Raw genomic sequence first — 25,276 nt, 5'->3', positions numbered from 1 at the left:
GCCAATGGCACAAGTCGTTGCTGCATATGCAACGGGTCGTTTGCCCGGCGTGTCAGGCGGCGTAACATCTCGCCTTTGTTTCTTGTTTGGCGGTTTGCGGCATGTCGCTTCCCACTCTCAATGTGATCGGCCCCGGTCGGCTGAGCCAGACGCTGGCCTGGCTGTGGCACCGCCAGGGTCTGCTTGGCGTACAGGGATTGCTGGCGCGAGATTCGGCGCACGCCTTGGCGGCACAGGCGTTCATCGGTGCCGGGCAGGTGGTGGATTGGCCAGGCTTGCAGACGGCCAGCATTACGCTGATCGCCACCCCAGATGATGCGATCCCGTCAGTGGTAGAGCAGTTGTTGCAGAGTGACGTGATCCGGCCAGGTCATGTGGTTTTTCATTGCAGTGGCGCCCTGACTAGTGATCTGTTGGTGCCGTTGCGTGATGCGGGTGCTAGCGTGGCCAGCGTGCATCCGCTCAAGTCCTTTGCCGATCCAGCGCTGGCCGTGAACAATTTTGCTGGTACCTGGTGTGGTCATGAAGGCGACGAAGCTGCCTTGGCTTGCTTGTTGCCCTTGTTCGATGCACTAGGCGCGCAACGATTTGCCATCGACCCTGCGCACAAACTGCTGTATCACGCCGGGGCTGTGCTGGCGTGCAATCATCTGGTGGCATTGATGGAAACCGCCTTGCGCAGCATGCAGGGCGCAGGTGTGCCGCGAGAGGCGGCCTGGCAGGCACTACGCCCCTTGATTGATGGCACACTGCTGAATCTGGATCAATGCGGCCCGGTGGGGGCGCTGACCGGCCCGGTGGCGCGTAATGACATGAAAACGGTGGAACTGGAATTTGCCGCCACCGGTCAACTTGACCCGACCGTCGCAGCGGTTTACCAATCGCTCACCGCCGTGGCAGTGCAACTCGCCGCACTACAAGGTGGTCACAAGAGATAGCAATGACGCTGCGTGCGTTATGTGAGAGCACTGATTTATTGCGTGGTCGCCAGCGCCTGGATTGCGGCGCGGCGTTACCATCAAGCTGTAAACCCGTAAAGACTGCTTACTGTTTAATTGAGGAGGAATTCATGGCTCACTGGTTTCAGGACAACGCGCAATCCATCGGCAACACACCGCTGGTCAAACTCAACCGCATTGCCGATGGCGCGCCGGCCACCATTCTGGCCAAGGTAGAAGGGCGCAATCCGGCATATTCGGTGAAATGCCGCATTGGCGCGGCCATGGTGGCTGACGCAGAACAACGCGGTTTGCTCGGGCCGGGCAAAGAACTGGTCGAACCTACCAGCGGTAACACGGGTATCGCGCTGGCGTTTGTGGCTGCAGCCAAAGGCATTCCGCTCACTTTGACCATGCCGGAAACCATGAGCCTGGAGCGGCGCAAATTACTGGCGGCATTTGGTGCCAAGCTGGTGCTGACCGAAGGCGCCAAAGGCATGAATGGCGCCATCGCCAAGGCCGAAGAAATCGTAGCTTCTGATCCGGAGCGCTACGTGTTGCTGCAGCAATTCAAAAACCCGGCCAACCCGGCGATACACGTTGCCACTACCGGCCCGGAAATCTGGGAAGCCACTGACGGCAATGTCGATATCCTGGTGTCTGGCGTGGGCACCGGCGGCACCATTACCGGTATCTCGCGTTATTTCAAACAGCATCGCAACAAGGCGATCCAGTCGGTGGCGGTCGAACCAACGGCTAGCCCGGTGCTAACGCAAAAGCTGGCGGGTGAGCCGATCAAGCCGGGTCCGCACAAGATTCAAGGCATTGGCGCTGGCTTTGTGCCGGATGTACTGGATTTATCGCTGGTGGATGCGGTGGAACAAGTCAGCAACGAAGAGGCTGTCGAGTACGCCCGACGCCTGGCGCGCGATGAAGGTTTGCTGTCGGGTATCTCTTGCGGCGCCGCTGTGGCCGTGGCGGTGCGTCTGGCCAAAAAACCGGAAAACGCTGGCAAAACCATTGTGGTGATCCTGCCGGATTCGGGCGAACGCTATCTGAGTTCGATCCTGTTTGAAGGCATGTTTGATGACAAAGGTATCGCTATCTGACCGGTAACGATATTGCCTGTCCACTCGTTACCTGGCGTTGATAGCTAGCCTGTCGCGCAGGGTTGACGGGCGCGCAGGCGCTGTTTGCTGCGGGTTGCGCTTGAACCCGCAGCCCGCTTGCACTAGCCTTCGCCCATGCTACGCGACTTGAACCCTGAAATTGCCGATTACCATGCGCCGTCATGGCTGCCCGGCGGCCATCTGCAAACGCTTTATCCCGCGCTGATATTGGGCGGACGACCTCAGCTGGCATTTCGCCGCGAACTATGGGCGACCCCCGACGACGACGAGATCGCCACCGACTGGCTGGACGGCCCGACAGACGCGCCATTAGTGGTGCTGTTTCACGGTCTGGAAGGCAGTTCGCGCAGCCACTATTCCTTGTCTTTATTCCAGGCCGCGACGGCGCGCGGCTGGCGCGGCGTGGTGCCGCATTTCCGTTCATGCGGCGACATCACCAACAAGCTGCCGCGTGCTTATCATGCGGGGGATTCGGCCGAGATCGACTGGGTACTCAGACGCATTCGCCAGCAATATCCGGACGCGCCATTGTTTGCGGCTGGGGTGTCGCTGGGTGGCAATGCCTTGCTTAAATGGCTGGGTGAGAACGGCAGTGCGGCGAGTCAGGTGATCGACGGTGCTGCTGCGGTTTGCGCGCCGATGGATCTCACCGCCTGTGGCGCGGTGCTGGATGCCGGGTTGAACCGGCAGATCTATACCCGTGAATTTCTGCGCACGCTTAAAACCAAAACCCTGACTAAACTCAAGTTGCACGCGAGTACGCGGATTGACCGCGACGCGCTGTTGCGGGCAAAAACCCTGCGTGAGTTTGATAACCTGGTCACCGCACCGTTGCATGGTTTTCGCAATGTGGATCATTACTGGCAAGCCGCCAGCAGCAAGCCGCATCTGATCAATATTGCGGTGCCCACGCTGATTGTCAGCGCCCGCAATGATCCGTTTATTCCCGCCCACAGTTTGCCCACGCGCATGGATGTGTCCGCCAGCGTGACTTTGCTGCAGCCGCAAACGGGCGGACATGTCGGGTTTGCCAGCGGCAGGCCGCCAGGCCAACTGGCGTGGTTGCCCGACACCTTGTTGAAGTTCTTTCAAGCGCATTTGCCAGCGTCACGAGCGCTGCACGAATAATCTGTAAACACAGCCTGTGAACACAGTCTGTAAACCGGAGGTATTATGGCCCGCATCGACCGCACCCTGTTCAAGGCATATGACGTCCGTTCCACCGTGGACAAGCTCACGCCACAAGCCGCTTACCTGATTGGCCGCGCTGCCGGCACCATGGCCGTACGCGCAGGTCACAAGCGTTTCTCAGTTGGCCGTGACGGGCGTTTATCCAGCCCGGAACTTGCCGCGCAACTGATTCGTGGTTTGCAGGAGGGCGGCTTGCAAGTGCTCGATCTAGGCCTGGCCGCGACACCCATGATGTATTTCGCGGCGCTGTATCGTACCGACGGGTGCGGCGCGGTGGTGACCGGCAGCCACAACCCACCCAATTACAATGGCATCAAGATCATGGATGGCGGCGTGACCGTGGGCGATGAAAAGCTCGCGAGTCTGGCCGACCTGATCGAAGCCGAAGACTTCGCCACTGGCACGGGTAGTGTTGCAACGCTGGATATTACCCCTGATTACCTCACCGACTTGTGCGCCCAGAATCAGTTGAAAAGGCCGCTGAACGTGGTCATTGATTGCGGCAACGGCGTGACCGGAGCAATGGCTCCTGAGTTATACAAAATGCTCGGCTGCAATGTGACCGGCCTGTTTACCGAGGTGGATGGCCATTTCCCCAATCACCATCCCGATCCACAAGTTGCGGCCAATCTGGTCGACCTGCAGGCTGAAGTGGCTCGCAGCGGCGCTGATGTTGGCTTGGCGTTTGATGGTGATGGCGACCGGCTGGGCGTGGTCACCAAAAGTGGCCGGATCGTCCCCGGCGACAAAATTCTGATGTTGTTCGCCAAGGCAGAGCTAGATCAACAGCCCGGTGGCCATATCTTGTACGACGTGAAATCCAGCCGGGCGGTATCGGTGTGGGTGCAGCAACTGGGCGGCACCAGTGAAGCCATTGCCACTGGCCACACGCATATGAAAAAGCGGCTGAAAGAGACAAATGCCCTTGTTGCTGGTGAGTTGTCCGGCCACCTGGCGTTTGGCCAATGGAAGTTTGACGACGGCATGTATGCCGGCGCGCGCATCCTGCAAATGATCGCCGCTGGCACTGATCTGGACGCCTTGCTGGACAGCATGCCGCAATTTGTTTCTTCGCCGGAAATCCAGGTGCCGGTGTCGGAAGACGGTCACGCGGTGGTGGCACGGATTGCGCAAAGTGCGACCTTTCCGACCTCCACCAGCCTGATCACCATCGACGGTTTACGCATTGAATACGCGGACGGCTTTGGCCTGATCCGCGCTTCCAACACCACGCCGGTGTTGACGCTGCGGCTGGAAGCAGAAAACGACGCCGCACTGGCGCGGATTCGCGGTGAGGTCAAAACTGCCATCGCACCGCTGCCATGGCCGGAACACTAAACCGGCCAACTGAAAACACGAGCTATCCATATCTTTCAGGAAACAAGAAGTCATGACTGCTGTATTGCCTGCAAATCACGTTATCGCCGCTCAGGTGGCTGCCGCACTGTATGAAGATATTGGCCAATGTGACTGGACCGCTCAATTGATTGCGGCAGACCATAAAGGCAGCGCCACGGTCATCGCGCGCGAAGATGCCGTGATCTGCGGTCAGGCCTGGTTTGAAGAAGCCTATCGCCAGGTCGACCCCAACAGCCGCGTGCTCTGGCAGGTGCAAGAAGGAAAGCGCGTGGCCGCAGACACCTTGCTGTGCACGATTGAAGGCTCGGCGCGCGGTTTGCTGACCAGCGAACGGACGTCGCTCAACTTCCTGCAATTGCTATCGTCAGTCGCGACCGAGACGCGGCGCTATGTCGATGCGGTCGCGGGCACGAATGCCAAGGTTTACGACACCCGTAAAACCATCCCGGGGCTGCGGTTGGCGCAGAAATACGCGGTGCGCGTGGGTGGTGGCGAGAACCAGCGCATTGGTTTGTATGACGGCATTCTGATCAAGGAAAACCACATCATGGCGGCCGGGAGCATCAGCGCCGCACTGGCTGCCGCCCGGGCCTTGGCGCCGGCAGAGGTCACCATCCAGATCGAAGTGGAAAACCTGGATGAACTGAACGAAGCACTGCATGCAGGCGCCACGTCGGTGTTGCTGGACAATATGAGCCTGACTGACATGCACGCCGCAGTCCAAAGCTCGCGTGGCAAGGCAGTGCTGGAAGCTTCGGGCGGGGTGGATCTGGAACACATCCGCGCCATCGCTGAAACCGGCGTGGACCGCATATCGGTAGGCAAGTTGACCAAAGATGTGCGGGCGATTGATTTGTCGATGCGCTTCAAAATCTGATCTGGATGCAAGTTGATGTGGCGTTAGGGCCACTCAAAATTGTTTTTTCGATATGAGAATGTGAGCTGGTTTTTTGGCGCCTCGTATGTTGAGGAAAATCAAGGATGCTGCAAATTCGGTTGATGGCGCGTTTTCGCAAATAAAAAGCGGCACATTTATTTGTGAGAACGCATTTGGTCAATCAGAAATATCCTGTTGTCTGATGGGTGGATTAAGAAACTTCTTACGGGCAGAATGGCCGCAATCTGAACGGCACCGGTTGAGCGTGCCCTCAACCCGGGGAAGAAAAATGCGTAAGCAGCATCGTGGTCTGGTTTATCTGAACGAGGAATGGCAAGGCTGGCTGGCCGACAATCTGGCCAGCGGTTGCCAGCCCAATGATTTGCAACGCTTGCTGATCCAGGCGGGATTTGCCCCCAGCGTAGCGCGAGCGGCTTTGTCGCAGGGTATGCCGGAACGCTTGGAGACGCGCCAACTTCCTCTCGACGTATCGCAGGGAAACCAGATTGCTTGCAGCATGCATCAGTCTTCCAGCGCCCAATGCGATGCCTGCTGGCTGCAAGCCCGCGATGGCAATGGCAATGCCACGTTCTTTCCCCAACAGTCATTCGCCCTGCACTAAAAGCCCGTCAATACCTGGCCGCCGCGCTGAAAACAAGCTTGCCCCAAGTCTTCTTGATGCCCGTGGCCTGATTTCATTGCGACTGACTACATTGGTGCTCCACCTGGTATAAATCCGCCTGGGCATATTTTGGGGTTTCTGGATCCATCACCCAGCCTGAATCCGCTGTGGCGAAAGTGACCCGTTGATCAGGCAGGGATTTGCCGTGCAGACTGGCTGATGAGGTGGCTGCCTTGAGTGCGGCAAATCGTCAATATCGGGCCAAGACCAGCCAATCGATTGTGCGACAGTTATCCGCGCAGCATTGACGCCAAACCCGCGAATAAGCTATGTTCGCAGGATTTTCCGCCGAGTTTTGCACCATGCCCAAAACAGTCAAACAGCCGGAGAATTTCGAAACCGGTTTTGCCGAGCTGGAAGCGCTGATCAGCCAGCTGGAATCCGGCAACCTGGCGCTGGAGGCGTCACTCACTGCCTGGCAACGCGGGCAGGAGCTGCTGCAATACTGTGAAGGCAAACTGGCCGATGCCGAGCGCCAGCTCAAGGTCCTGGAAGGCGACCGCCTGCAAGCCCTCAAAGTGGATGGGGACTCAGCGTGACCGAATTCAAAGATTGGATGCGTGACGTTCAGTCGCGCATGGAAAACACGCTGGAACATTTCCTGCCCCCGGTCAGCCACGCCCCGGCACGGCTGCATGAAGCCATGCGCTATGCCGTGCTGGATGGTGGCAAGCGGGTGCGGCCACTACTGGCTTATGCCGCCGGTGAACTGGTCGGCGCGGATGAAGCCTGTCTGGCGCGTGCCGCCGCTGCAGTAGAAATGATCCACGCTTATTCGCTGGTGCATGACGACATGCCCGCAATGGATAACGACGTGCTGCGCCGGGGCAAACCGACGGTGCACGTGCAGTTTGATGAAGCCACCGCCTTGCTGGCTGGCGACGCGTTGCAAGCGCATGCTTTTGATGTGCTCGCACATGCCAGCTTTGCCCGTGCCGAAGATCAAGTGGCCGCACTGGCCGTGCTGGCGCGCGCTTCCGGCAGTCTGGGCATGTGCGGCGGTCAGGGAATTGACCTCTACAGTGTCGGCCAGACACTGATGCTGCCCGAACTGGAATTGATGCATATTCTGAAAACCGGCGCGCTGATCCGGGCGAGCGTGGTGTTGGGCACTTACTGTGGCCAGCCATTGGCGCATGAAGACCGCCAACGGCTGGATCACTTTGCCAAATGCATGGGTCTGGCCTTTCAGGTGGTGGATGACGTGCTGGATGAAGAGGCCGACACCGCTACCTTGGGCAAAACCGCCGGTAAAGATGCGGCCAACCACAAGCCCACTTATGTTTCCCTATTGGGACTGAATGGCGCCAAAGACAAAGCTGCCGAGTTGCTGGCGCAAGCGCATGCCGCACTGGAACCCTTTGGTGAACGTGCTGCACGTTTGCATGCCCTGGCGGATTTCATTGTCGACCGTCGCAGTTAAAAGAATAAAGTCATGACCACATTGCTCGACCAAATCAATTTGCCTGGCGATCTGCGCCAACTCGACAAAAGTGAACTGCCACAGGTTGCTACCGAACTGCGCCAGTTTTTGCTGGATTCGATCAGCAGCACCGGCGGCCACTTTGCATCCAATCTGGGTGCAGTTGAGCTGACCATCGCGCTGCATTACGTGTTCAACACGCCAGAAGACCGCATCGTCTGGGATGTGGGTCACCAGAGTTATCCGCACAAGGTGCTCACGGGCCGCAAAGAGCGCATGTCCACCATGCGCCAGCAACATGGTCTGGCGGGCTTTCCCAAGCGCGAAGAAAGCGAATACGACACCTTTGGCGTGGGTCATTCCAGTACCAGCATCGGCGCGGCACTGGGGTTTGCTGAAGCGGCCAAGCTCAAGGGCGAAAATCGGAAAGCCATTGCGATTATTGGTGACGGCTCGATGACCGCCGGTATGGCGTTCGAGGCACTGAACAATGCGGGCGATCGTGATGTGGACCTGCTGGTGATCCTCAACGACAACGAAATGTCGATCTCGCCCAATGTCGGCGCGCTCAACAACTATCTGGCGCGCATGTTGTCGGGTAAGTTTTACAACGGCTTTCGCAATGTCTCTGGCCGCATGCTGGATAAAGTGCCGCCGCTACGTGAGCTGGCCAAACGCAGCGAAGAACAATTGAAGGGACTGTTTACGCCCGGCCTGTTGTTTGAAGAATTCGGTTTTAACTACATCGGCCCGATTGATGGCCACGATATGGATACGCTGGTTGCCACGTTATCCAATATCAAAAAATTGTCTGGTCCGCAGTTTCTGCATGTGGTGACCAAGAAAGGGCAGGGCTACAAACTGGCCGTGGCCGATCCGGTCAAATACCACGCCGTGACGCCGTTCACGCCAGAAGACGGCATGCAGGGTAAAGCTGCGGCCAAGCCGACATTTACCAAAATCTTCGGCGACTGGCTGTGCGATATGGCTGCCAAAGACGAGCGTCTGGTAGGTATTACCCCGGCGATGCGCGAAGGTTCTGGCTTGGTGCGTTTTGCCGAGCAATATCCCACCCGCTATTTTGATGTCGGTATCGCCGAACAACATGCCGTGACCTTTGCCGGTGGTATGGCCTGTGAAGGCATGAAGCCGGTGGTGGCGATTTATTCCACCTTCCTGCAACGGGCCTACGATCAACTCATTCACGACGTCGCGCTACAGAACCTGCCGGTGGTGTTTGCCATTGACCGCGCTGGCCTGGTGGGCGCCGATGGTCCAACGCATGCGGGTTCGTTCGATTATTCGTTCCTGCGTTGCATTCCCAATATGGCGATTCTGGCGCCGGGTGACGAAAACGAATGTCGCCAGATGCTGTACACCGCGTTCCTGCACGACGGCCCGACTGCGGTACGTTATCCGCGCGGTTCCGGCATGGGCGTGGCGGTTGAAACTGAAATGACCGTGTTGCCGTGGGGTAAAGGCGAAGTGCGTCGCCGTGGTGAAAAGATTGCCATCCTGGCATTTGGTACGCGTCTCGGTGCTGCGCTGCAGGCGGGTGAAGCGCTCAACGCCACCGTCGCCAACATGCGCTTTGTGAAGCCGCTGGACGATGCGCTGATCGCCGAACTGGCCGCGACGCATGACCTGCTGGTGACGGTAGAAGACAACGCCATCATGGGCGGCGCGGGCAGTGCCGTGCTGGAAAGTCTGTCGGCGCAAGCGGTGGTGATCAACACGCTGGTACTGGGCTTGCCGGACGCCTACGTCGAACATGGCGAGCAGAACCAGTTGCTGGCTGATTGCGGGCTGGATGCAGCCGGGATTGAAGCGGCGATTCGCAATAAGTTGGGATAACCCGGTTTGGGTTTGCGCAATAAAAAAACGCCAGTGATGCTGGCGTTTTTTTATGGGAGCTATTTCGTAGCCCGGATGAAGCGTTAGCGAGAATCCGGGGAGCGACACAAGCAAATGCAAGTGTAAGTGGCCTATAGCGGCATTGCGATCCCGGAATCCCGCCGTCCCGCTGCAACGGTCATATGTGATATCCAGGGGCTTTGTGGGAGTACCCGCAAGGGGCACGCCTCATCCGGACTACGTTTAAAACCTGGGTCTACTTCTGCCCGGACAACTCTTTGGTCCGCACGACACAGGCACCGACTGCCTCAATCAGCGTACTGCGCAAGCCACCTGCTTCCAGCGCGGCAATGGCGGCGATGGTGGTGCCGCCGGGCGAACAAACCTGGTCTTTCAGTTCGGCTGGATGACGCCCGCTGTCGCGCACCAGTTGCGCGGAACCCATCACTGCCTGGCTAATCACTCCGTATGCTTGCTGGCGCGGCATGCCATGTTGCACGGCGGCGTCGGCCAGTGCTTCGATGATCACGCACACGTAGGCCGGTAACGATCCGGCGACCGCCGAGAAAATATCGAACTGGCTCTCGTCGATAAACACGGCGCGGCCAAAGCTTTCGAAGATGCTTTTGGCCACCGCGCGTTCGGCCTCGCTAACATTGTCAGAGGCGCACAACGCGCTCATGCCCGCACCAATCTGCGCCGGGGTATTGGGCATGCTGCGTACCACTTTGACGTGCTCGCCAGCGTTGCGCTGGACCCGTTCAATGCCATAACCCACGGCTACCGTCACCACCACATGCCGTGGCAGCAGCAGCGGGCGTAACTGGGCCAGCATGGCGTCGTAACCCTGCGGCTTGACCGCCACGATCAGGTAATCGCTCACAGCCGCTAGCTCGGGCAGTGAATCCGCTGGTTCCAGTCCGTAGCGATTTTGCAGATCCAGCAGCTTTTCCTGGCTGCGGTTGTAACCATGGACATGCCAATCCGGGTGGGTGTGCTTCAGACCTGCAACCATTGCACCAGCCATATTGCCGGTGCCGATAAATCCGATATTCATGGTGAAAGCTGCCTCGTATGCGGTTCGTTGCAAGCGGCTATGTTAATCGCCATGCCGGTTAAAGACATCAGCATTTTCCGGGATGGCGAGCGGGCAAAAGCATTGGTCGCGACTTCTCCCCACTTTCAGTTGCACAAACTTGTGAGCGGCATGTGGACAACCCGTTTAGCGCGCTGTTTTACAAAGGATTTAGCTGGCCGCCTTTCTTTTGTTCAATCGCCTTTGCGTACGTCTGGCTCGAACTGCGGTGACTGCCTGTGGGTTCGTGCCAGGTTTATCCCCGCCCGGAACGCCGCGAACTGTGTGTGGCCTGTGGACAAGCTGTCCAGGTGTTTGATCACAAGCAGTATTTTCGCACCGCCTGTTTTTTGGGCAATGATTGGATTGAAGCGGATTTTGCATCTGTGGGAGGCGCGGCAAGGGTATTTTGCGGGCAAACACGCTCTGGTAAGTCACTGCGAAAAAGGCCTGCCCCGCAGTTATCCACGGCCAGAGCGTAACAACCTTGTTGGTCAGCTGTGGACAAGCAGCACAACACCTTGAGCCGCAAGGTAATTATCGGGCTGCCAAAAAAACGGGCAATCGCCAGTGGCTTTCCACATGGTTGGGGCACAAGGCTGTGCGCTCCCTGTGGATAAATGCCGCAAGTGTTTGTCCTGCATGGCCTTTATGCCTGCTGCCTGTTATTTAGGCAAAATGTCCAATGCAAGAATGAGCTTTCCGGCAAGGCTGCGATGCTGTGGGTTTTCCCCGCAAACAGCAGCACAACCTTGTGCATGGCCTGTGGATAGGTTGATCAAATAGCTGTTTTATTGGCACTTTTACCAGCTGCCTAAAATCAGGGCAGCGGAATGCTCGCGTTATAATCCGCCAGATACTTTCACGGCCCCATTGGCGGGCCGTTGCCATTTCTGGATTGCTCACATGACGCTGCTCAAAGCCCCTGAATTGCTTTTGCCTGCCGGCACACTCGACAAAATGCGCGCTGCCTATGATTTTGGCGCCGATGCGGTTTATGCCGGTCAGCCACGCTACAGCCTGCGTGCCCGCAATAACGAGTTCCGTCTGGAACAACTGCAGCAAGGCATTGAAGAAGCGCATGCGCGCGGCAAGAAACTGTTTGTGGCGTCCAATATCTTGCCGCACAACGCCAAGGTTAAAACCTATCTGGCTGACATGGAGCCGGTGATTGCCATGCAGCCCGACGCCCTGATCATGGCTGACCCCGGTTTGATCATGCTGGTGCGCGAAAAATGGCCGGATATGCCGATTCACCTGTCGGTACAGGCTAATACCGTGAACTACGCTGGCGTGAAGTTCTGGCAATCCATGGGCCTGAGCCGGATCATTCTGTCGCGTGAACTGGGCCTGGATGAGATCGCCGAAATCCGCCAGCAATGCCCGGATATGGAACTGGAAGTATTCGTGCACGGCGCGCTGTGCGTTGCATATTCCGGCCGCTGTTTGTTGTCGGGCTATTTCAATCATCGTGATCCCAACCAGGGCACCTGTACCAATGCCTGCCGCTGGGATTACAAAGTCCACGACACTGCTCAAGATGACGCGGGCGATGCGCAATTGATTGGGTTCGACTTCAATCAGGCACTGACCGATGCGCAGCAGAATTTCTCCGCTTGTGGCGATGTGCCGCGTCACCCGGCCGCAGACAAGGTGTATCTGATCGAAGAAGCCAATCGCCCGGGCGAACACATGCCGATCATGGAAGACGAACACGGTACTTACATCATGAATTCTCGGGATCTGCGCGCGGTGCAGCACATCGAGCGGCTGACGCAGATTGGCGTGGATTCGCTCAAGGTGGAAGGGCGCACCAAGAGCCTGTATTACGTGGCCCGCACGGCGCAGGTCTACCGGCAGGCGATTGATGACGCAGTGGCGGGGCGCCCCTTCAACCCGGCCTTGTTGGCCGATCTGGAAGGCCTTGCCAACCGTGGCTATACCGATGGTTTTTTGCAACGCCACCAAAGTCATGACACGCAGAATTATCTCAAGGGTCATTCCGAATCAAAACGCAGCCAGTTTGTCGGCGCAGTCACGCGTATTCAGGATGGCTGGGCGGACATCGAAGTCAAAAACCATTTTGAAGTCGGTGACCAACTGGAAATCATTCACCCCAGCGGCAATGTGGTGATCGAATTGCAGCAGATGCGCGGCAAGGAAAACGAACCGGTGACGGTCGCAGCCGGGAATGGCGTGCAGATTGCCATCCCACTTGAGGCCCGCTTTGACAAAGCGCTGATTGCCCGTCTGCTCTGACGTGTCAGCACTGTACGCTGCACAAAAAAAGGGCTTATGCGTGATGCGCATAAGCCCTTTAACTTGATGATCACAGAGGCGCACCCTGTCTGCCCGCCGTGATCGCCCCTTGCTTACCAGCGATATTTAACGCCACCGATTGCACCGTAGTTGGTATAGCCCGCTGCCCACTGGCCATGGCCCTGAACCCAGGCAGTGGTGTCGCGATCCAGCCGCGCTTCCGCACCGGCTTTCAGCTCGCCACGGTTGGCCGGAGTGTCGCTGGCGACGGTCTGGCCATCAAAACTCACGTTGTCGGCATGATTGCCATGTAGCCAGTTGGCCTCAACAAATGGCTGTACGCGATTGCTGCCATCGTCCACCGCTTGCCGGCGGTACACCCGTACACCCACGCGGGTATCAATCTGACCACCGTTCTGCCCATTGATGCGGGTGCCTGCGGCATCCACCACGTTGTCGGCGCGGTAGTTGGTGTAGACCATTTGCGCTTGCGGCGTCACCACCACTTGCTTGCCATCACGTTCATGCACGGGCAGGTCGTAACCTGCTTCCACCGAGGCGGACAAGGCATTCGACTTGTACGACTGGGTGGCATAGGCATCGGCGCTGACCTTGTTGTCGAAGCGGCCATATTGCAGCCAGCTGTCGACATACGCGCCCTTGTGTTCAGCGGCATTGTCAAACCAGGTGCCATACAGCCCGACGCTGACACCGTTCACTTCACCGCGCGCCCTGGCGTTGTTGCCATCTGCTGTTATGTCGGTGGAACCATGACCGGCACTGATCATGGCACCCAGGTGCACGCGCTGGCCGTCATCCTTATCCCAGCGGGCGAATTCGCCACCTGCCTGAAGCAGATACTGCGAACCCGATTGGCTCAGTTCGCCGTGACCAGCGGTGCTGTCGGTACGATCTCCCGTGACCCGAGCCCATGCGCCGCGTGGTTCTGCGGCATTCTGGTCAAAGTACGATTCGCCGACCCGATCACGCAGGGTTTGCATCTGCCAGCCTTTGACCATGGATTGATTGGCCAGGTATGCGCCGGGTTCCGGGCGATAGACAGGTGTGACAACGGCTGGCGCGCCCAGGTCGGTAACGACCGGATGGCCGGGCTGGCCACGTTCAATCTCCGGATCAGGTTCATCGACAAGTGACAGATCCTTTTGCGAGCGCAGATACCAGTTGCCATCAGCAATATCGGTCGAGCCCTTGTAAAGCTTGTACTCATACGCGCCCGCCACCGCCCGGCCTTGCAGCGCAAACTGTCCGTCAGACTGGCCATCGACTTGAATCAGTTCGATGCCGCGACTGGTCAGGGCACCGGCACCATTGGCGTTTCTCACCTGTACACGGCTGCTGCCCGAAGTATTGCCGGTGACTTCCATGCGGTCAGTGGCCGAGTTATCGTCACCCAGCACCGTGTTGAACACCAGCATGCTGCCCGGCTGACCGGCGTAGTTACCAGCAATTTTCAGCGTGTTGCCCGGCTGGCCATCGGCCCCGGCCAGCATGACGGTTCCGGCATTGTGTAGATCACCACCGATATTGAACGCACCGAGCGGGCCACCGGCTTGCGCGGCACTGCCGACCAATACGGCACCTCGATTGTTCACCGATCCATTCACTGTGCCGTAACCACCCAGCGCAGCGCTTGGCGCAACGTTGACATTGGCACTCGCCAGCTGGCCTGTGCTGCCGACAAACAGCGTCCCGGCGTTGACCTCGGTATTGCCGGTCCAGGCCTGTGCGGTATTCACCGACAGTGTTGCTGCGCCATTCTTGACCACTGTGCCAGCGCCATCAACGGCGTTGACCAGATTCCAGTCCTGATTCACGTTCAGATTGAGCGTACCGCCGTTGTTCACGCTGGCGGTGCCCAGATTGGCGGCATTGGAAGCAGTCAACTCTGTGCCCGCGGCAGTTGCAAACTGGCCGGAGAAAGCACTGTTGTTGGCAACCAGGGTCACATTGGCCGCATCGGCCAGATTTACCGCGCCAGTGCCATCCAGCACATTGGCCAGATCTCCCGTGGCGCCCTTCAATTGCAGTGTGCCGGTGTCGCTGATGTTGCCGCTGCCCAGGCCTTGCACGTGATCCAGCTGCACTGTGGCGCCATTGGCAATCCGGGTGTGGGCAGTCAGGCCCGCGTTGGCACCTTGCACATCCAGCGTGCCGCCCAGCGCGAACAGATCACCCGCCCCGGTCAACGCCCCTTGTGAGATACCGCCGTTGCGGATGCTCAGCGCGCCGCCGTTGAAGTCCAGCATCGAACCCGCCGCGCCATCCAGCGCGCCGATCGTCTGGGTTTTGCCGTTCAGATTGGTCCTCGTCGCATTGGCAATGTTCAACTGGCTGGTGTTGCCCAGCGCGTTATTGGCTTCGAGCCGCAACGTACCACTCTGTACTGAGGTTTCACCTTCATAGTTGTTGGTGGTGTTGGAGAGTGATATCACCCCGCCACCCGCGTTAATCGCCAGATTGCCGCTGCCGATAATCTTTGCCGACATATCCGCTGCTGCCCCGGTGGCGCCGGTGTTTTGCGCCAGCGTCAGGGTCTGGTCTTGTTGCAGATCCAGTTGAGTCAGGCCGTAGTTCACATACAAGCCGTCGCCGGGTTCGGTCGTCAGCCGGTAGCCATACGTTCCCTGGGCGACGGTTTCACCTTGTTGGGTGATATCGAGCACCGTGGTGCTGCCGACAGTAGCGCCGTGCTGGTCTTGCAGACTCAGGGCGCCGCCGTAGCCCTCGACCGCAGCGGCCTTGACCAGTTGCACGCCGATCTCGCCATCATCTTGTTGCAGCAGATTGGCGGTATTGGGCGTATCGACTGGACTGGGGACGTAAGGAGCCGGAATGGTAATGCGTACGTTGCCGGCTCCGGTTGCATCCAGATGCGCGGTGCTGATAGTGCTTTGGGCAATCGTTGCATCGGGCACCGTGGCGTTGAATACGGTGGTCCCGCCATTAAAGGCCAGGCCGCCAATGGCTTGTTCGCCATCGCCCACGGTTACCACACTGCCGTTATCGACCAGCAAGGTGGCGTGAGTCAGTGCGCTGGTGTTGTCACCTTGCAGTGCCAGCGTGCCCCGACCCATATCCAGCGTGCCGGTGAAGGCGCTGCCGGTGTTGGCCCCGAAATTGAAGGCTTGGTCGGCGGCGCCCATATTGGCGATCACCGTACCCTGGCCAGTCAACGTGTTGTCTACGGTAAAGCCGCCGCTCGCCGGTGCCACATTCAGCGTGCCATCCAGTGCAATGGCGGCGGTACCGAGGTTTTGCTGGTCAACGCTGACTTGCATGCTGGCCGCGTTGCCAATCTGCCATTGCCCGGCAAAGGCGCTGTTGTCGCCGGTGATGCTGATATCGTGACCGCTCACCACCACATCGCCGGTGCCAGTGAGGTCGTTGGCAAAGGTGGCGTCGTAGTTGCCATCGGTGCCGGAGAAAGCCAACTGGACTGTCGTGGCGCTGGCCAGCGCCACGGCGCCGATCCCGGCGGCGTCCTGGTTGTTGAGCAGCAAGGTGCCTGCATCGACGTTGCTGCCGCCGCTGTAGCTGTTCGCCGCGCCCAGCGCCAGCGTACCGCTGCCTGCCTTGTGCAGGCTGCCGGTGCCAGCCAGCCCGTCGTTGTAAACCAGGGCGCGGTCCGCTTCGACCTTGGCATCGACGCTGCCGTTCAGCGTAATGCCGCTGGACGACAATGTGCCGCTACCGGTGATCAGGGCGCCGTCGTTGGCGTCGATGCGCACGCTATCGGTTACGCTCAGCGTGCCATCCGTAGCGCCATCGCCAACCTGCAATGTGCCGTTCAGCGCCACACCGTTGGTCGAGGTCACGGCGCCATTCCCTGCGAGTGTCCCGCCTGTGTTGACTTGTACTTTCCCGGCAAAGCCCACGTTGGCATCGTCCAGAGCCAAGGTCGCACTGTCCTGAATGCGCAGTGTGCTGAGCTTGTCGGTGCTGGTGAAGTTCAGGCTGTCGGTGACAACAGTCGTCCCACCGCTCACGTCGGCCAGTACGTTCACCACATTGGCGCCGCTGGTCATGCCGATGCTGGCCTGGTCCACATTGACGCGGGTGAGGTTCAGCGTGTCGGTGCCTGCACCGAAGGTGATCGAGTCGGTAGTGGTGCTGCCGAAAATGCTCACATTGGTGAGATTGGCCGTATCGTTGCCCGCGCCCAGCAGCATGCTCGATGCGTTTGCCAGATTCAGCGACATGTCGCGCAGATTGGCCGTATCGTTGCCGTTGCCCAGATCAATGGCGACGCCGCCTTGCAGCGTGGTGCCGGTCAGGTTCAGCGTGTCATCGCCGTCATCAAGCTTGATCGATACACCATTGAGCGTCGCGGCCGTGGCGGTGAAGGTATCCGGACCATTGCCCATGCTGACCTTGCCGCCGATGAGTTGCGCACCGTCAGCCACGGTCATGAAATCGTTGTAATAACCGAAGTTGTAGACGATGTCGGTGGACGAAGCATTCCTGCTGATTTGCACGGTGTCACTGGGGTTTTGCCCGGTGCCTTCCCCCATGCTGCCGGTCAGTCCGCCGGTGCCTTTGTCCTGGGTATCGGCAAATTCGTACATCCGCACTTCGCTGACTGGCTGGCCGTTGACTCGCAATGCGGTGATGGAGATGCCTTCGGGCACGATAAAGGTGTCCGAACCCATGCCCATCTCGATCTTGCCGATGGCTTGGTTGTCTTCATCCGCAGTGATGATATCGTCGCCGCCGCGGGTTGAAAGCCAGCCTCCGTTAAAGATGAAATTGGAGAGTTTTACATCGGTATCGTGGCGATAGGGGTCGTAGCGGAACGTCCCGCCAGTCAGCTTGATATGACTGTTTTCGCCGAAGACCACTGGCGTGTAGTTGTAGTCGTAATTGCCGTTGTTGGTTACGGCGACATAATTGCGGCCTTCATAATTGAACGCGATTTCCAGCGTGGCGTTCTTTTCCAGTACCAATTGGCCGCCCGGTTCGCGCGGGTCGTAAAGCAGGAACATGGCACCGGATTTCGACGGCGCGACATCCAGTGCCGGAAGCGTCGGAAAGTAGGAAGGCAGCCCAGTACCACTGCCGCCAGTGATCTTGCCATATTGCCCTTCGGCGACGGTGAATTTGCCGGTTGCGCGGTAGTAACCACCGGTTACATCCAATATTCCTCCAGTAAAGAGATAGTTTTCAACGACTTGCGTGGCATCCGGTGCGGCGCCACCGGCTTTGGCCTGGTCCTTGTAGCCGCCAAGGATTGTTTTGGTGTCGTCTTCGGACAGTTCAATGGTTGCCACGGCCAACGCATCTACACCGGCCAGCGCCAAAACCAGTCCGTAGCCCACGGCCAACACGCTGCGAGGCAAGTTCACATGCTCGCCCACTGTCTGCTGTTTGGCCGGTTTGCCATGTGCAGAGGCATTCTCGGCGACGGCAACCCAGGCATTGCGGCTGGCATTCCAGATTGTGCGAAAGAAGCGGTTCATGATTGGTACTCCCCACTCAAAGTGTTGGCTGGCGCGCGGAGCACTGCTTGCAATGCAAGCTGGTCAGCCCTTGAATTGCCCGCATTGGCAATGGTGATGAAGTCTTCGAGATTGAATCGATCTTTAGCTGTGCTCATTGCGGTATGGCGTTGCGGCAAATTCTGATTGGCATCTATTCGCAGGTTTTCATCGGTCACAAAATAATTTCTTTTCATTTGAGGATGCTCACTTTGCTGAATGAGATGAATTGGTCATGCCCAATTAAAATTCGCCAACTCGGTCATTCATGAAGTAATTAGGGACGTGACATTGCCTCGCAATGGAGCGAAACAAAGCGGATTCACGTTATTGAAAAGCAGCAAGCCGCTGGCTCTGATGAGCTGGAAATGAAACTGCCGCGTCTGGCTTTTAAAACCAGCGCAATATATCCAGCAAATGAAATGCTCTCAGAATCCCGCTAGCCAGCCGTAATTCAAGACAGCCTGGTTTTTCGGTACAGGGTCAGCACAAATACGGCAGGTATTCGAAACGAATTTCATGGGAAGCCCTTTCAGATAACAGCCATCCAACTGGTCTTATGACCAATACATGGCCGCTATCATGAAAGTTTTAGAAAAAGACGATAATCGCCAGATCACGCACGTGACGTAGGAATGGCACTACATCGTATCTGCGAGGCCGGTTTTTAAAGGAATTGCCCATTCACCGGCGTTGCATCTGATGAATGCCTGGCACATATCCGCAGTCACGTTATGGCACTGGCTCATTCAGCGCGCGAGGCAGCGGCAGCCACAAACTGATTTGCTGCCCGTGCAGGTTCAGGCGCCCATCCAGACGCTCCACCAACTGCCGACACAGCAACATGCTGGCGTGGTCTTGTTCGGGTTGATCCAGCCAGATCGCATCCGCAGTATCGATGGAAATATCCAGTTGCATGTCCAGCATGGCGCGACTTTGCAGCGTGGAATGCAACTGCACATGCAACGTGCCAGTGCCTGACGTGGTGGCGACAGCATGGCGCATCAGCGCATTCACAATCCCGGCGTAACAGCGCTGATCCAGCCAGACCTGATCTTGTTGCATGCCGGTACCGCTTTGCTCCAGTTGCAGGTCCAGACCTCGCTGGCTGGCGGCATTGCGCCAGGACTCAAGCAAATCCACGGTCAGGCCATGCAGCGGCGTGCGCACCGCGAGCAAGCCCTGATCATCGCCTTCCGCCTGGACCAACAGTTCCAGGTTGGTGAGCCGCGTGCGCAATGCCAGCAAAGCGTCGCGTGTTTTGCCCAGCACCTCCTGGGTTGCAAGCGGCAGGCTGGCACGGTCTGTTTGCAGTTGTTGCAGTAACTCGCCGATCAACTGTACGGGTTCGCCTAGTTGCCAGTCGGTTTGCCCCAGCAACACGCTTTTTGCCTTGCTGGCGGCTTGCGCATGCTCTTTGGCCTGGCGCAGTTTCTGAAATCCCCTTTCCAAACTGGAGATATTCTGGCTGCCGCACACCATGGCGATCAGCTCGCTTTGTTCGTTCAGGATCGGCGCGCCCCAGTGCAGCACGGCCTTGGTGCCATCTTTTCCGGGAAAAGCTACTTCGCAAGAATAGGGCCTGGCTTCCTGCACCGCATCGGCAAATGCAGTCTTGACGGCAGCGACTTGCGTCAGGTCGAACAAGCCACCCAGATCGTCCAGATTGCTACCCATGACCTCACGACCTGGCAGGGTAAACGTGGACCGCAAATACGCATTGGCAAACAGCACGGTACCGGTCAGGTCACGAATGGTGACAGGTGAGGGAATGGCATCCAGAATCGTTTTTGTCAGATGGGGGTTTTGCTCGTCAATGACCTGCAAGGCATTGGACTCGGCCTCGGCACTCTGGCCCGGTCCCAGCACGTTATGCCGTTTGGCAACCTCTGCCAGTTCAATCAGTGAACTCACGTTCAGCTTGCGCATGAGGCGGATTTTATAGGTGCTGACGGTGCGATCACTCAGAATCAGCGCTTGGGCGATCTCCCGGTTGCTGCGCCCGGCGGCCAGATAATTAAGCACGGTCATTTCGCGTGGCGACAGGGTCTGAATCTGCGCGTCGGCCGCCTGGGTGGCCGGGTCAGTGCCGGTAAATTCCAGTACGGAGGAAGGGAAGAAAGTTCGCCCGCATCCTACGGCCTCCACCGCTTGTACCAGATCGCCCAGGTCATCCGTCTTGCTGACAAAACCGGCGGCACCTTCCTGCAGACACATGCTGATAAAGTGGCCGCTGTCCTGGGCTGTGAGTACCAGCACGCGGGTGTCTGCTCCGTGTTGACGCAAACGTTTGATGACTTCCAGTCCGCCGAGGCGTTTGAGCCGCAACGCCAGGATCAGGATATCCGGTTTGAGTTCCAGCACGCGATGCAGCGCATCCATGCCATCGGCGGCCTCTTCGACGACCTCGTGACCTTCTTGTTCCAGCAGATTGCGTATGGCGTGACGGGTAAGCGGTTGTTCTTCGGCAATCACGATCCGGTACATTGCACGGCTCCAGGCTTTACTCCAGGCAGCGTCAGAGTGAAGACAGTAATTACGCTGGGTATCGTTTCAATGTAGCTGGATTCTGGCATGTACCAAGGGGTTTTCCGCGATGGACAAGAGGCAGCACGGCATGGCGACAGCTGACATGCATCCGGCGTCTGGCAGGAAATAGTCAGGTTGCAGCGGTATCTTCTCCCGTAACCGTATCCAAACCGTCATAATTAGCGCAGTGCTGAGCCAATTATCAAAGAATCAAAGAAGGAGATGTCCATGACGCATCGCGCCACAGACCCGAACGGGCAAGGAATCCAGAGCGCGGAGTGGTTTCGTCACACTTATGGTGACAACGCCGTTGGCCTGTGTGAGATCTGTGAGGCCGAACTGGTGCTGCGCGTGGCGCATCCGCCGCACACGATGACGCACTTTGCCCACAAAGGCGGCAGCCGTTGCAGTTCCATCGAAAAATATCGCCACAACGTATTCAATTTGCCGCCTTCGGCGCTGGATGTTGCCAATGGCAAGCGCATTCGCGCGTGGTTGCTGGACCAGCTTTATCCGGTCTATCTGAAGGCGTATTCGTTGTCGGGCCGCAAGCTGGCGTGGGGCGATTTTCAACGTGCGCTGATGGATGCCAACACCCGCGGCATCTTCGATCATGCCGGGCTGCAACCGCACTATCTGCCGTACTTGCTGCTGTGTTTGTATCCGGCCCGCTTTCACGAAAAAACCACCTACGACCAGATTGACGCCTACTTTGTGTTGCCGTCGGGCCTGACCCATCTGGACGATTTGTGGAACAAGCCGCAAACGGTCAAACAAACCATGTGGAAGGTGTCGCACATTGCGCGCCAGTCGCGACGCGGTGCGCCCAAGTCGGTTGAGCTGTTTACCGAAGTCGAAGCCATTGCCATCGACGATGCCCAGTTTTATATCCCGGACTGGGTGGAGTCGGCCAAAGCCAAGCTGGAACCACTGCTGGCGCCATAATTTGCTGCTACCGATGCACGGCGGCGCGGGTCAGGTGTTGTACTTATACCTGGCCTTGCGCCGCCGTTTTGCGTCCGGCCATCGGTCCGCGTTAACGTAACGCCAGTTCTCATAATTTTAAAAAAACATTCCCCCGACTTTCAGGAGCCAGACCCATGAATCACCCCGTCAAGATCGGGATGATCGGTTGCGGTGTCGCCGCTCGTGAGCTGCATTGGCCCGCACTGCAAGCGGTGACCGAACATGTAGAACTGGTTGCCATATGCAACCGCACCGCCCAGAAAGCCCAGCACTTCTCGGCCATGTCCGGCGGTGTGGATTGGTACGTGGGCTGGGACGAATTGCTGGCGCGCCCCGACATCGAAGCGGTTGATATCGTGCTTCCGGCCACGGAAAACCTGCGCGCCACGCGGGCAGCGCTGGCTGCTGGCAAGCACGTACTGGTGGAAAAACCGCTGGCCGCAACCGAGGCCGAAGCACAAGAAATGCTGGCGCTCGCGGCGCAATACCCACATCTGATCACCATGGTGGCAGAGAATTTTCGCTACGCCGCCGCATTCGAGCGCATCAAGCAGTGGCTGGATTCTGGCGAGGCTGGTCGGCCCTACGCCTTGAACTGGAACGCCATGACACTGATGCAGGAAGACAACCGTTACCTGGCTAGCGGCTGGCGGTCATCGGAGGCTTTCCCCGGCGGGCTGGTGCTGGATGCGGGCGTGCATTACATCGCCGTGGTGCGCGATTTGCTCGGCGAAATCTCTCGTGCCAGTTTGTCTCCCAGCCAGGTTAATCCCAAGCTCGGGCAACTCGATGGCGCCATGCTAAGCGCGCAAACCGCTTCAGGCGTCAACGTGACGCTCAACCTGTATTTCTCCGCAGCGGCGCACAATGAGTGGCGACTGGTGCTGCTGGCCGAACATGGTGCGGCGATATACGACGGGCGCAAATTGCTGCTGACTTCTGTGCGCCCCGATAAAACCCGCGAATGGCGCCGGGACGATGACGATGGCTATGCCGCCGAGATGCGTGCTTTTGCCCGGGCGATTCGCAGTGGTCAGCCGGTTACCAGCGATTTTGCCGCTGGCTGGCGTGACATGCAGGTCATTACTCGCACGCTGGCGCAGCCGGGACAGTGGGTGACGCTGGATTGATCACGGCACTTTCATCGGTAGGTGCGGACTTTGAAAATGTATGTGAATAAATTGTGGATAAGCTGTCTATAAGCCGGTATGACTTGTGGATGAATTTGCCCGCAACGCGGCTTGCACTACTTGCTTGTTTTTACCACTGCAGCGCTAACCAGAACCCCGAATCATGACCCAGACTTTGCCAAGTGACGACCCGTATCAGTGGCTGGAAGAGATAGACAGTGAACGGGCTCTGGCCTGGGTTGAGGGCCGCAATTCGGTTTCGCAGCGCGAACTGACCGGGCAGCCGGAATACGCCGAACTCAAGCCGCAGATCCTCGATGTGCTCAATGCCAGTGACCGCATTCCTTATGTGGTGCGCCGCGGTGAGTGGTTTTATAACCTGTGGCAAGACCAGGACCATAAGCGCGGATTGTGGCGGCGGACCACGCTGGATGAATATCGCAAACCGGCTCCAGACTGGGAAACCGTGCTGGACCTGGATGAACTATCGCTGCAGGAAAACGAAAACTGGGTCTGGGCCGGAGCACACACACTCGGGCCGGATCATAGGCATTGTTTGATCCAGCTATCGCGCGGTGGCGCGGACGCTGTGGTGGTGCGCGAATTCGATACGGTCAGCAAAATTTTTCTGACCTACGGGTTTGTGCTGCCGGAAGCCAAATCCAGCGTGGACTGGATCGACGCCGACACCATTTATGTCAGTACCTATTTTGGCGAAGGCTCGCTCACCGATTCGGGCTATCCACGCATTATCAAGCGCTGGCAGCGTGGCAAGCCGCTGGCCGAAGCCGTTACCGTATTCGAAGGCGCAACGACGGATGTCGCCGTGAGCGTCTGGGTGGATCACACACCGGGTTTTGAGCGCACCGTGTTTACCCAGTCGATCGATTTTTACAACGCGCATACCTTTGTGCTGCACGACGACGACACTTTGCTGGCGCTGGATGTGCCGACTGATTCATCCCCGCATTTCGTGCGCGACCAACTGCTACTGCGCTTGCGCAGCCCGCTCACCGTTGCTGAGCAGAACTGGCCAGCAGGCTCGCTGTTGATTGCCAAAGCGGCGGCATGGCAGGGTGGCGACAAGCACGCTCAGGCGATCTTCACGCCAAGTGCCACGCGTTCTCTGGCCGACTACACCCTGACCCGCGACACCGTGCTGCTGAACGTGCTGGATAACGTGGCTGGCAAACTGGAGATATGGCGTCAGGACGCGGCCGGGCATTTTCGCGGCGAGGCTGTGGATGCGCCTTTTCCAGGTACGCTGGGCGTGGGCGCTTTGCATGATCCGCAACTGGCCGAGGACCCGCTGGCCGAACATTATCTGCTGAGCTACACCGATTTTCTCACGCCGGATTCCCTTTACCTGGCCAGTACCGATAGCGCGGAGCGCGAATGTCTGAAAGCGCGCACCACCTTGTTCGGCACGGACAAACTGCGGGTAGAGCAGCGGTTCGCCGTCTCCGCCGATGGCACGCGTATTCCCTACTTTTTGATTGGCAACAACGCTGCCAGCGGTACTCCACAACCCACGCTGTTGTATGGCTACGGTGGCTTTGAGGTATCGCTGGAGCCTTGGTACTCCGCTGTATATGGCCGCGCCTGGCTGGATAAAGGCGCGCAGTGGGTCGTCGCCAATATTCGCGGCGGTGGCGAGTTTGGCCCGGACTGGCACCGCAGTGCGATCCGCGAAAACAAACATCGCAGCTATGACGACTTTATTGCTGTTGCCGAAGACCTGATCGACCGTGGTGTCACCAGTCCCGAACATCTAGGCATCATGGGTGGTTCCAACGGCGGTTTACTGGTCGGAGCAACCTTTACCCAGCGGCCGGAACTGTTCAACGCAGTGGTGTGCTCGGTGCCCTTGCTGGATATGCGGCGCTATCACACCTTGCTCGCCGGTGCCTCGTGGATGGCTGAATACGGCAATCCCGATCTCGACGAAGATTGGGCGTTTATGTCGCGCTATAGCCCGTACCAGAACCTGCAAACTGACAGCAACTACCCGGAAGTGTTATTCACTACCTCCACAAGGGACGATCGCGTGCATCCGGCACACGCCCGCAAGATGGCGGCGCGCATGCTGGCGCTTGGACACCCGGTGTTGTATTACGAGAATATCGAAGGCGGGCACGGTGGCGCGGCGGATAATGAGCAACGCGCGCATCTGCTGGCGCTGGAATTCAGCTATTTGTGGCGGCAGTTGCGCTAACCCTAAAGCGGCGCTGTATGTCGCGGTTGGTGGCTGATGAGCAGTTTGCGGTACTGCGCCTTCGAGAAAAGCGCCACACAATAGGGTATGACGATTGCAAAATTGCGTTTGGCAAATGAATATCCGAGTAATACACAGCCGTGGTGCTAGCGC

Annotated in this window: 17 protein-coding genes; 13 read left to right on the top strand and 4 right to left on the bottom strand. The window is 58.1% G+C overall.

The genetic code is table 11. The annotated features are described in order from the left end of the window. Positions 1 to 101 precede the first annotated feature (101 nt). From N7220_RS04665 to dxs, 9 genes are all read left to right on the top strand, one after another. Entirely contained in the window at positions 102 to 938 is an 837-nt protein-coding gene (locus tag N7220_RS04665) for a Rossmann-like and DUF2520 domain-containing protein (protein WP_283150300.1), read from the top strand. A gap of 131 nt (positions 939 to 1,069) precedes the next feature. Beyond that, positions 1,070 to 2,047, top strand: a complete 978-nt coding sequence (gene cysK, locus N7220_RS04660) for a cysteine synthase A (protein ID WP_283150299.1) — start codon at positions 1,070 to 1,072, stop codon at positions 2,045 to 2,047. A gap of 135 nt (positions 2,048 to 2,182) precedes the next feature. Further along, positions 2,183 to 3,196, top strand: a complete 1,014-nt coding sequence (locus N7220_RS04655) for a YheT family hydrolase (protein WP_283150298.1) — start codon at positions 2,183 to 2,185, stop codon at positions 3,194 to 3,196. 45 nt (positions 3,197 to 3,241) lie between these two features. Beyond that, complete coding sequence (locus N7220_RS04650; RefSeq protein ID WP_283150297.1) at positions 3,242 to 4,597, top strand: phosphomannomutase/phosphoglucomutase; 1,356 nt, start codon at positions 3,242 to 3,244, stop codon at positions 4,595 to 4,597. A gap of 52 nt (positions 4,598 to 4,649) precedes the next feature. Next, a complete protein-coding gene (gene nadC / locus N7220_RS04645; protein WP_283150296.1) occupies positions 4,650 to 5,495 on the top strand; it encodes a carboxylating nicotinate-nucleotide diphosphorylase in 846 nt (281 codons plus the stop codon). A 289-nt stretch (positions 5,496 to 5,784) separates the two neighbouring features. Next, positions 5,785 to 6,117 carry a hypothetical protein gene (locus N7220_RS04640; RefSeq protein ID WP_283150295.1) on the top strand — a complete coding sequence of 111 codons (333 nt, stop codon included), beginning with the start codon at positions 5,785 to 5,787 and terminating at the stop codon, positions 6,115 to 6,117. Positions 6,118 to 6,479: 362 nt separating this feature from the next. Next, positions 6,480 to 6,716 carry an exodeoxyribonuclease VII small subunit gene (gene xseB / locus N7220_RS04635; RefSeq protein ID WP_283150294.1) on the top strand — a complete coding sequence of 79 codons (237 nt, stop codon included), beginning with the start codon at positions 6,480 to 6,482 and terminating at the stop codon, positions 6,714 to 6,716. 17 nt (positions 6,717 to 6,733) lie between these two features. Beyond that, positions 6,734 to 7,600, top strand: a complete 867-nt coding sequence (locus tag N7220_RS04630; RefSeq protein WP_390901578.1) for a polyprenyl synthetase family protein — start codon at positions 6,734 to 6,736, stop codon at positions 7,598 to 7,600. 12 nt (positions 7,601 to 7,612) lie between these two features. Further along, positions 7,613 to 9,454: a 1-deoxy-D-xylulose-5-phosphate synthase gene (gene dxs / locus N7220_RS04625; RefSeq protein ID WP_283150293.1), complete on the top strand. Its 1,842-nt coding sequence runs from the start codon at positions 7,613 to 7,615 to the stop codon at positions 9,452 to 9,454. A 256-nt stretch (positions 9,455 to 9,710) separates the two neighbouring features. Here dxs and proC read toward each other — a convergent pair whose 3' ends face one another. Further along, on the bottom strand, positions 9,711 to 10,511 hold the full coding sequence (gene proC / locus N7220_RS04620; RefSeq protein WP_283150292.1) for a pyrroline-5-carboxylate reductase: 801 nt from the start codon (positions 10,509 to 10,511) through the stop codon (positions 9,711 to 9,713). A 924-nt stretch (positions 10,512 to 11,435) separates the two neighbouring features. Between proC and trhP the strand changes: the two genes are divergently transcribed. Beyond that, positions 11,436 to 12,788, top strand: coding sequence for a prephenate-dependent tRNA uridine(34) hydroxylase TrhP (gene trhP, locus N7220_RS04615; protein ID WP_283150291.1), 1,353 nt, complete (start codon positions 11,436 to 11,438; stop codon positions 12,786 to 12,788). A gap of 113 nt (positions 12,789 to 12,901) precedes the next feature. On the opposite strand, the gene N7220_RS04610 is transcribed toward trhP, so the two are convergent. The 3 genes from N7220_RS04610 to N7220_RS04600 form a co-directional block, all read right to left on the bottom strand. Next, a complete protein-coding gene (locus N7220_RS04610) occupies positions 12,902 to 18,265 on the bottom strand; it encodes an autotransporter outer membrane beta-barrel domain-containing protein (protein ID WP_283150290.1) in 5,364 nt (1,787 codons plus the stop codon). Beyond that, positions 18,262 to 18,480, bottom strand: a complete 219-nt coding sequence (locus tag N7220_RS04605) for a hypothetical protein (RefSeq protein ID WP_283150289.1) — start codon at positions 18,478 to 18,480, stop codon at positions 18,262 to 18,264. The genes N7220_RS04610 and N7220_RS04605 overlap by 4 nt, the downstream gene beginning before the upstream one ends. Positions 18,481 to 19,015: 535 nt before the next feature. Further along, complete coding sequence (locus N7220_RS04600) at positions 19,016 to 20,770, bottom strand: response regulator (RefSeq protein ID WP_283150288.1); 1,755 nt, start codon at positions 20,768 to 20,770, stop codon at positions 19,016 to 19,018. A 270-nt stretch (positions 20,771 to 21,040) separates the two neighbouring features. Between N7220_RS04600 and N7220_RS04595 the strand changes: the two genes are divergently transcribed. The 3 genes from N7220_RS04595 (at position 21,041) to N7220_RS04585 (ending at position 25,123) form a co-directional block, all read left to right on the top strand. Continuing rightward, on the top strand, positions 21,041 to 21,757 hold the full coding sequence (locus N7220_RS04595) for a hypothetical protein (protein WP_283150287.1): 717 nt from the start codon (positions 21,041 to 21,043) through the stop codon (positions 21,755 to 21,757). A gap of 155 nt (positions 21,758 to 21,912) precedes the next feature. After that, positions 21,913 to 22,908, top strand: a complete 996-nt coding sequence (locus N7220_RS04590) for a Gfo/Idh/MocA family protein (RefSeq protein WP_283150286.1) — start codon at positions 21,913 to 21,915, stop codon at positions 22,906 to 22,908. 163 nt (positions 22,909 to 23,071) lie between these two features. After that, positions 23,072 to 25,123, top strand: a complete 2,052-nt coding sequence (locus N7220_RS04585) for a prolyl oligopeptidase family serine peptidase (RefSeq protein ID WP_283150285.1) — start codon at positions 23,072 to 23,074, stop codon at positions 25,121 to 25,123. The last annotated feature ends 153 nt before the right edge of the window (positions 25,124 to 25,276 follow it).

Source organism: Silvimonas soli (assembly GCF_030035605.1).
In the GTDB taxonomy this organism is placed as follows: Bacteria; Pseudomonadota; Gammaproteobacteria; order Burkholderiales; family Chitinibacteraceae; genus Silvimonas; species Silvimonas soli.
This window is presented reverse-complemented; position numbering and strand designations above follow the sequence as displayed.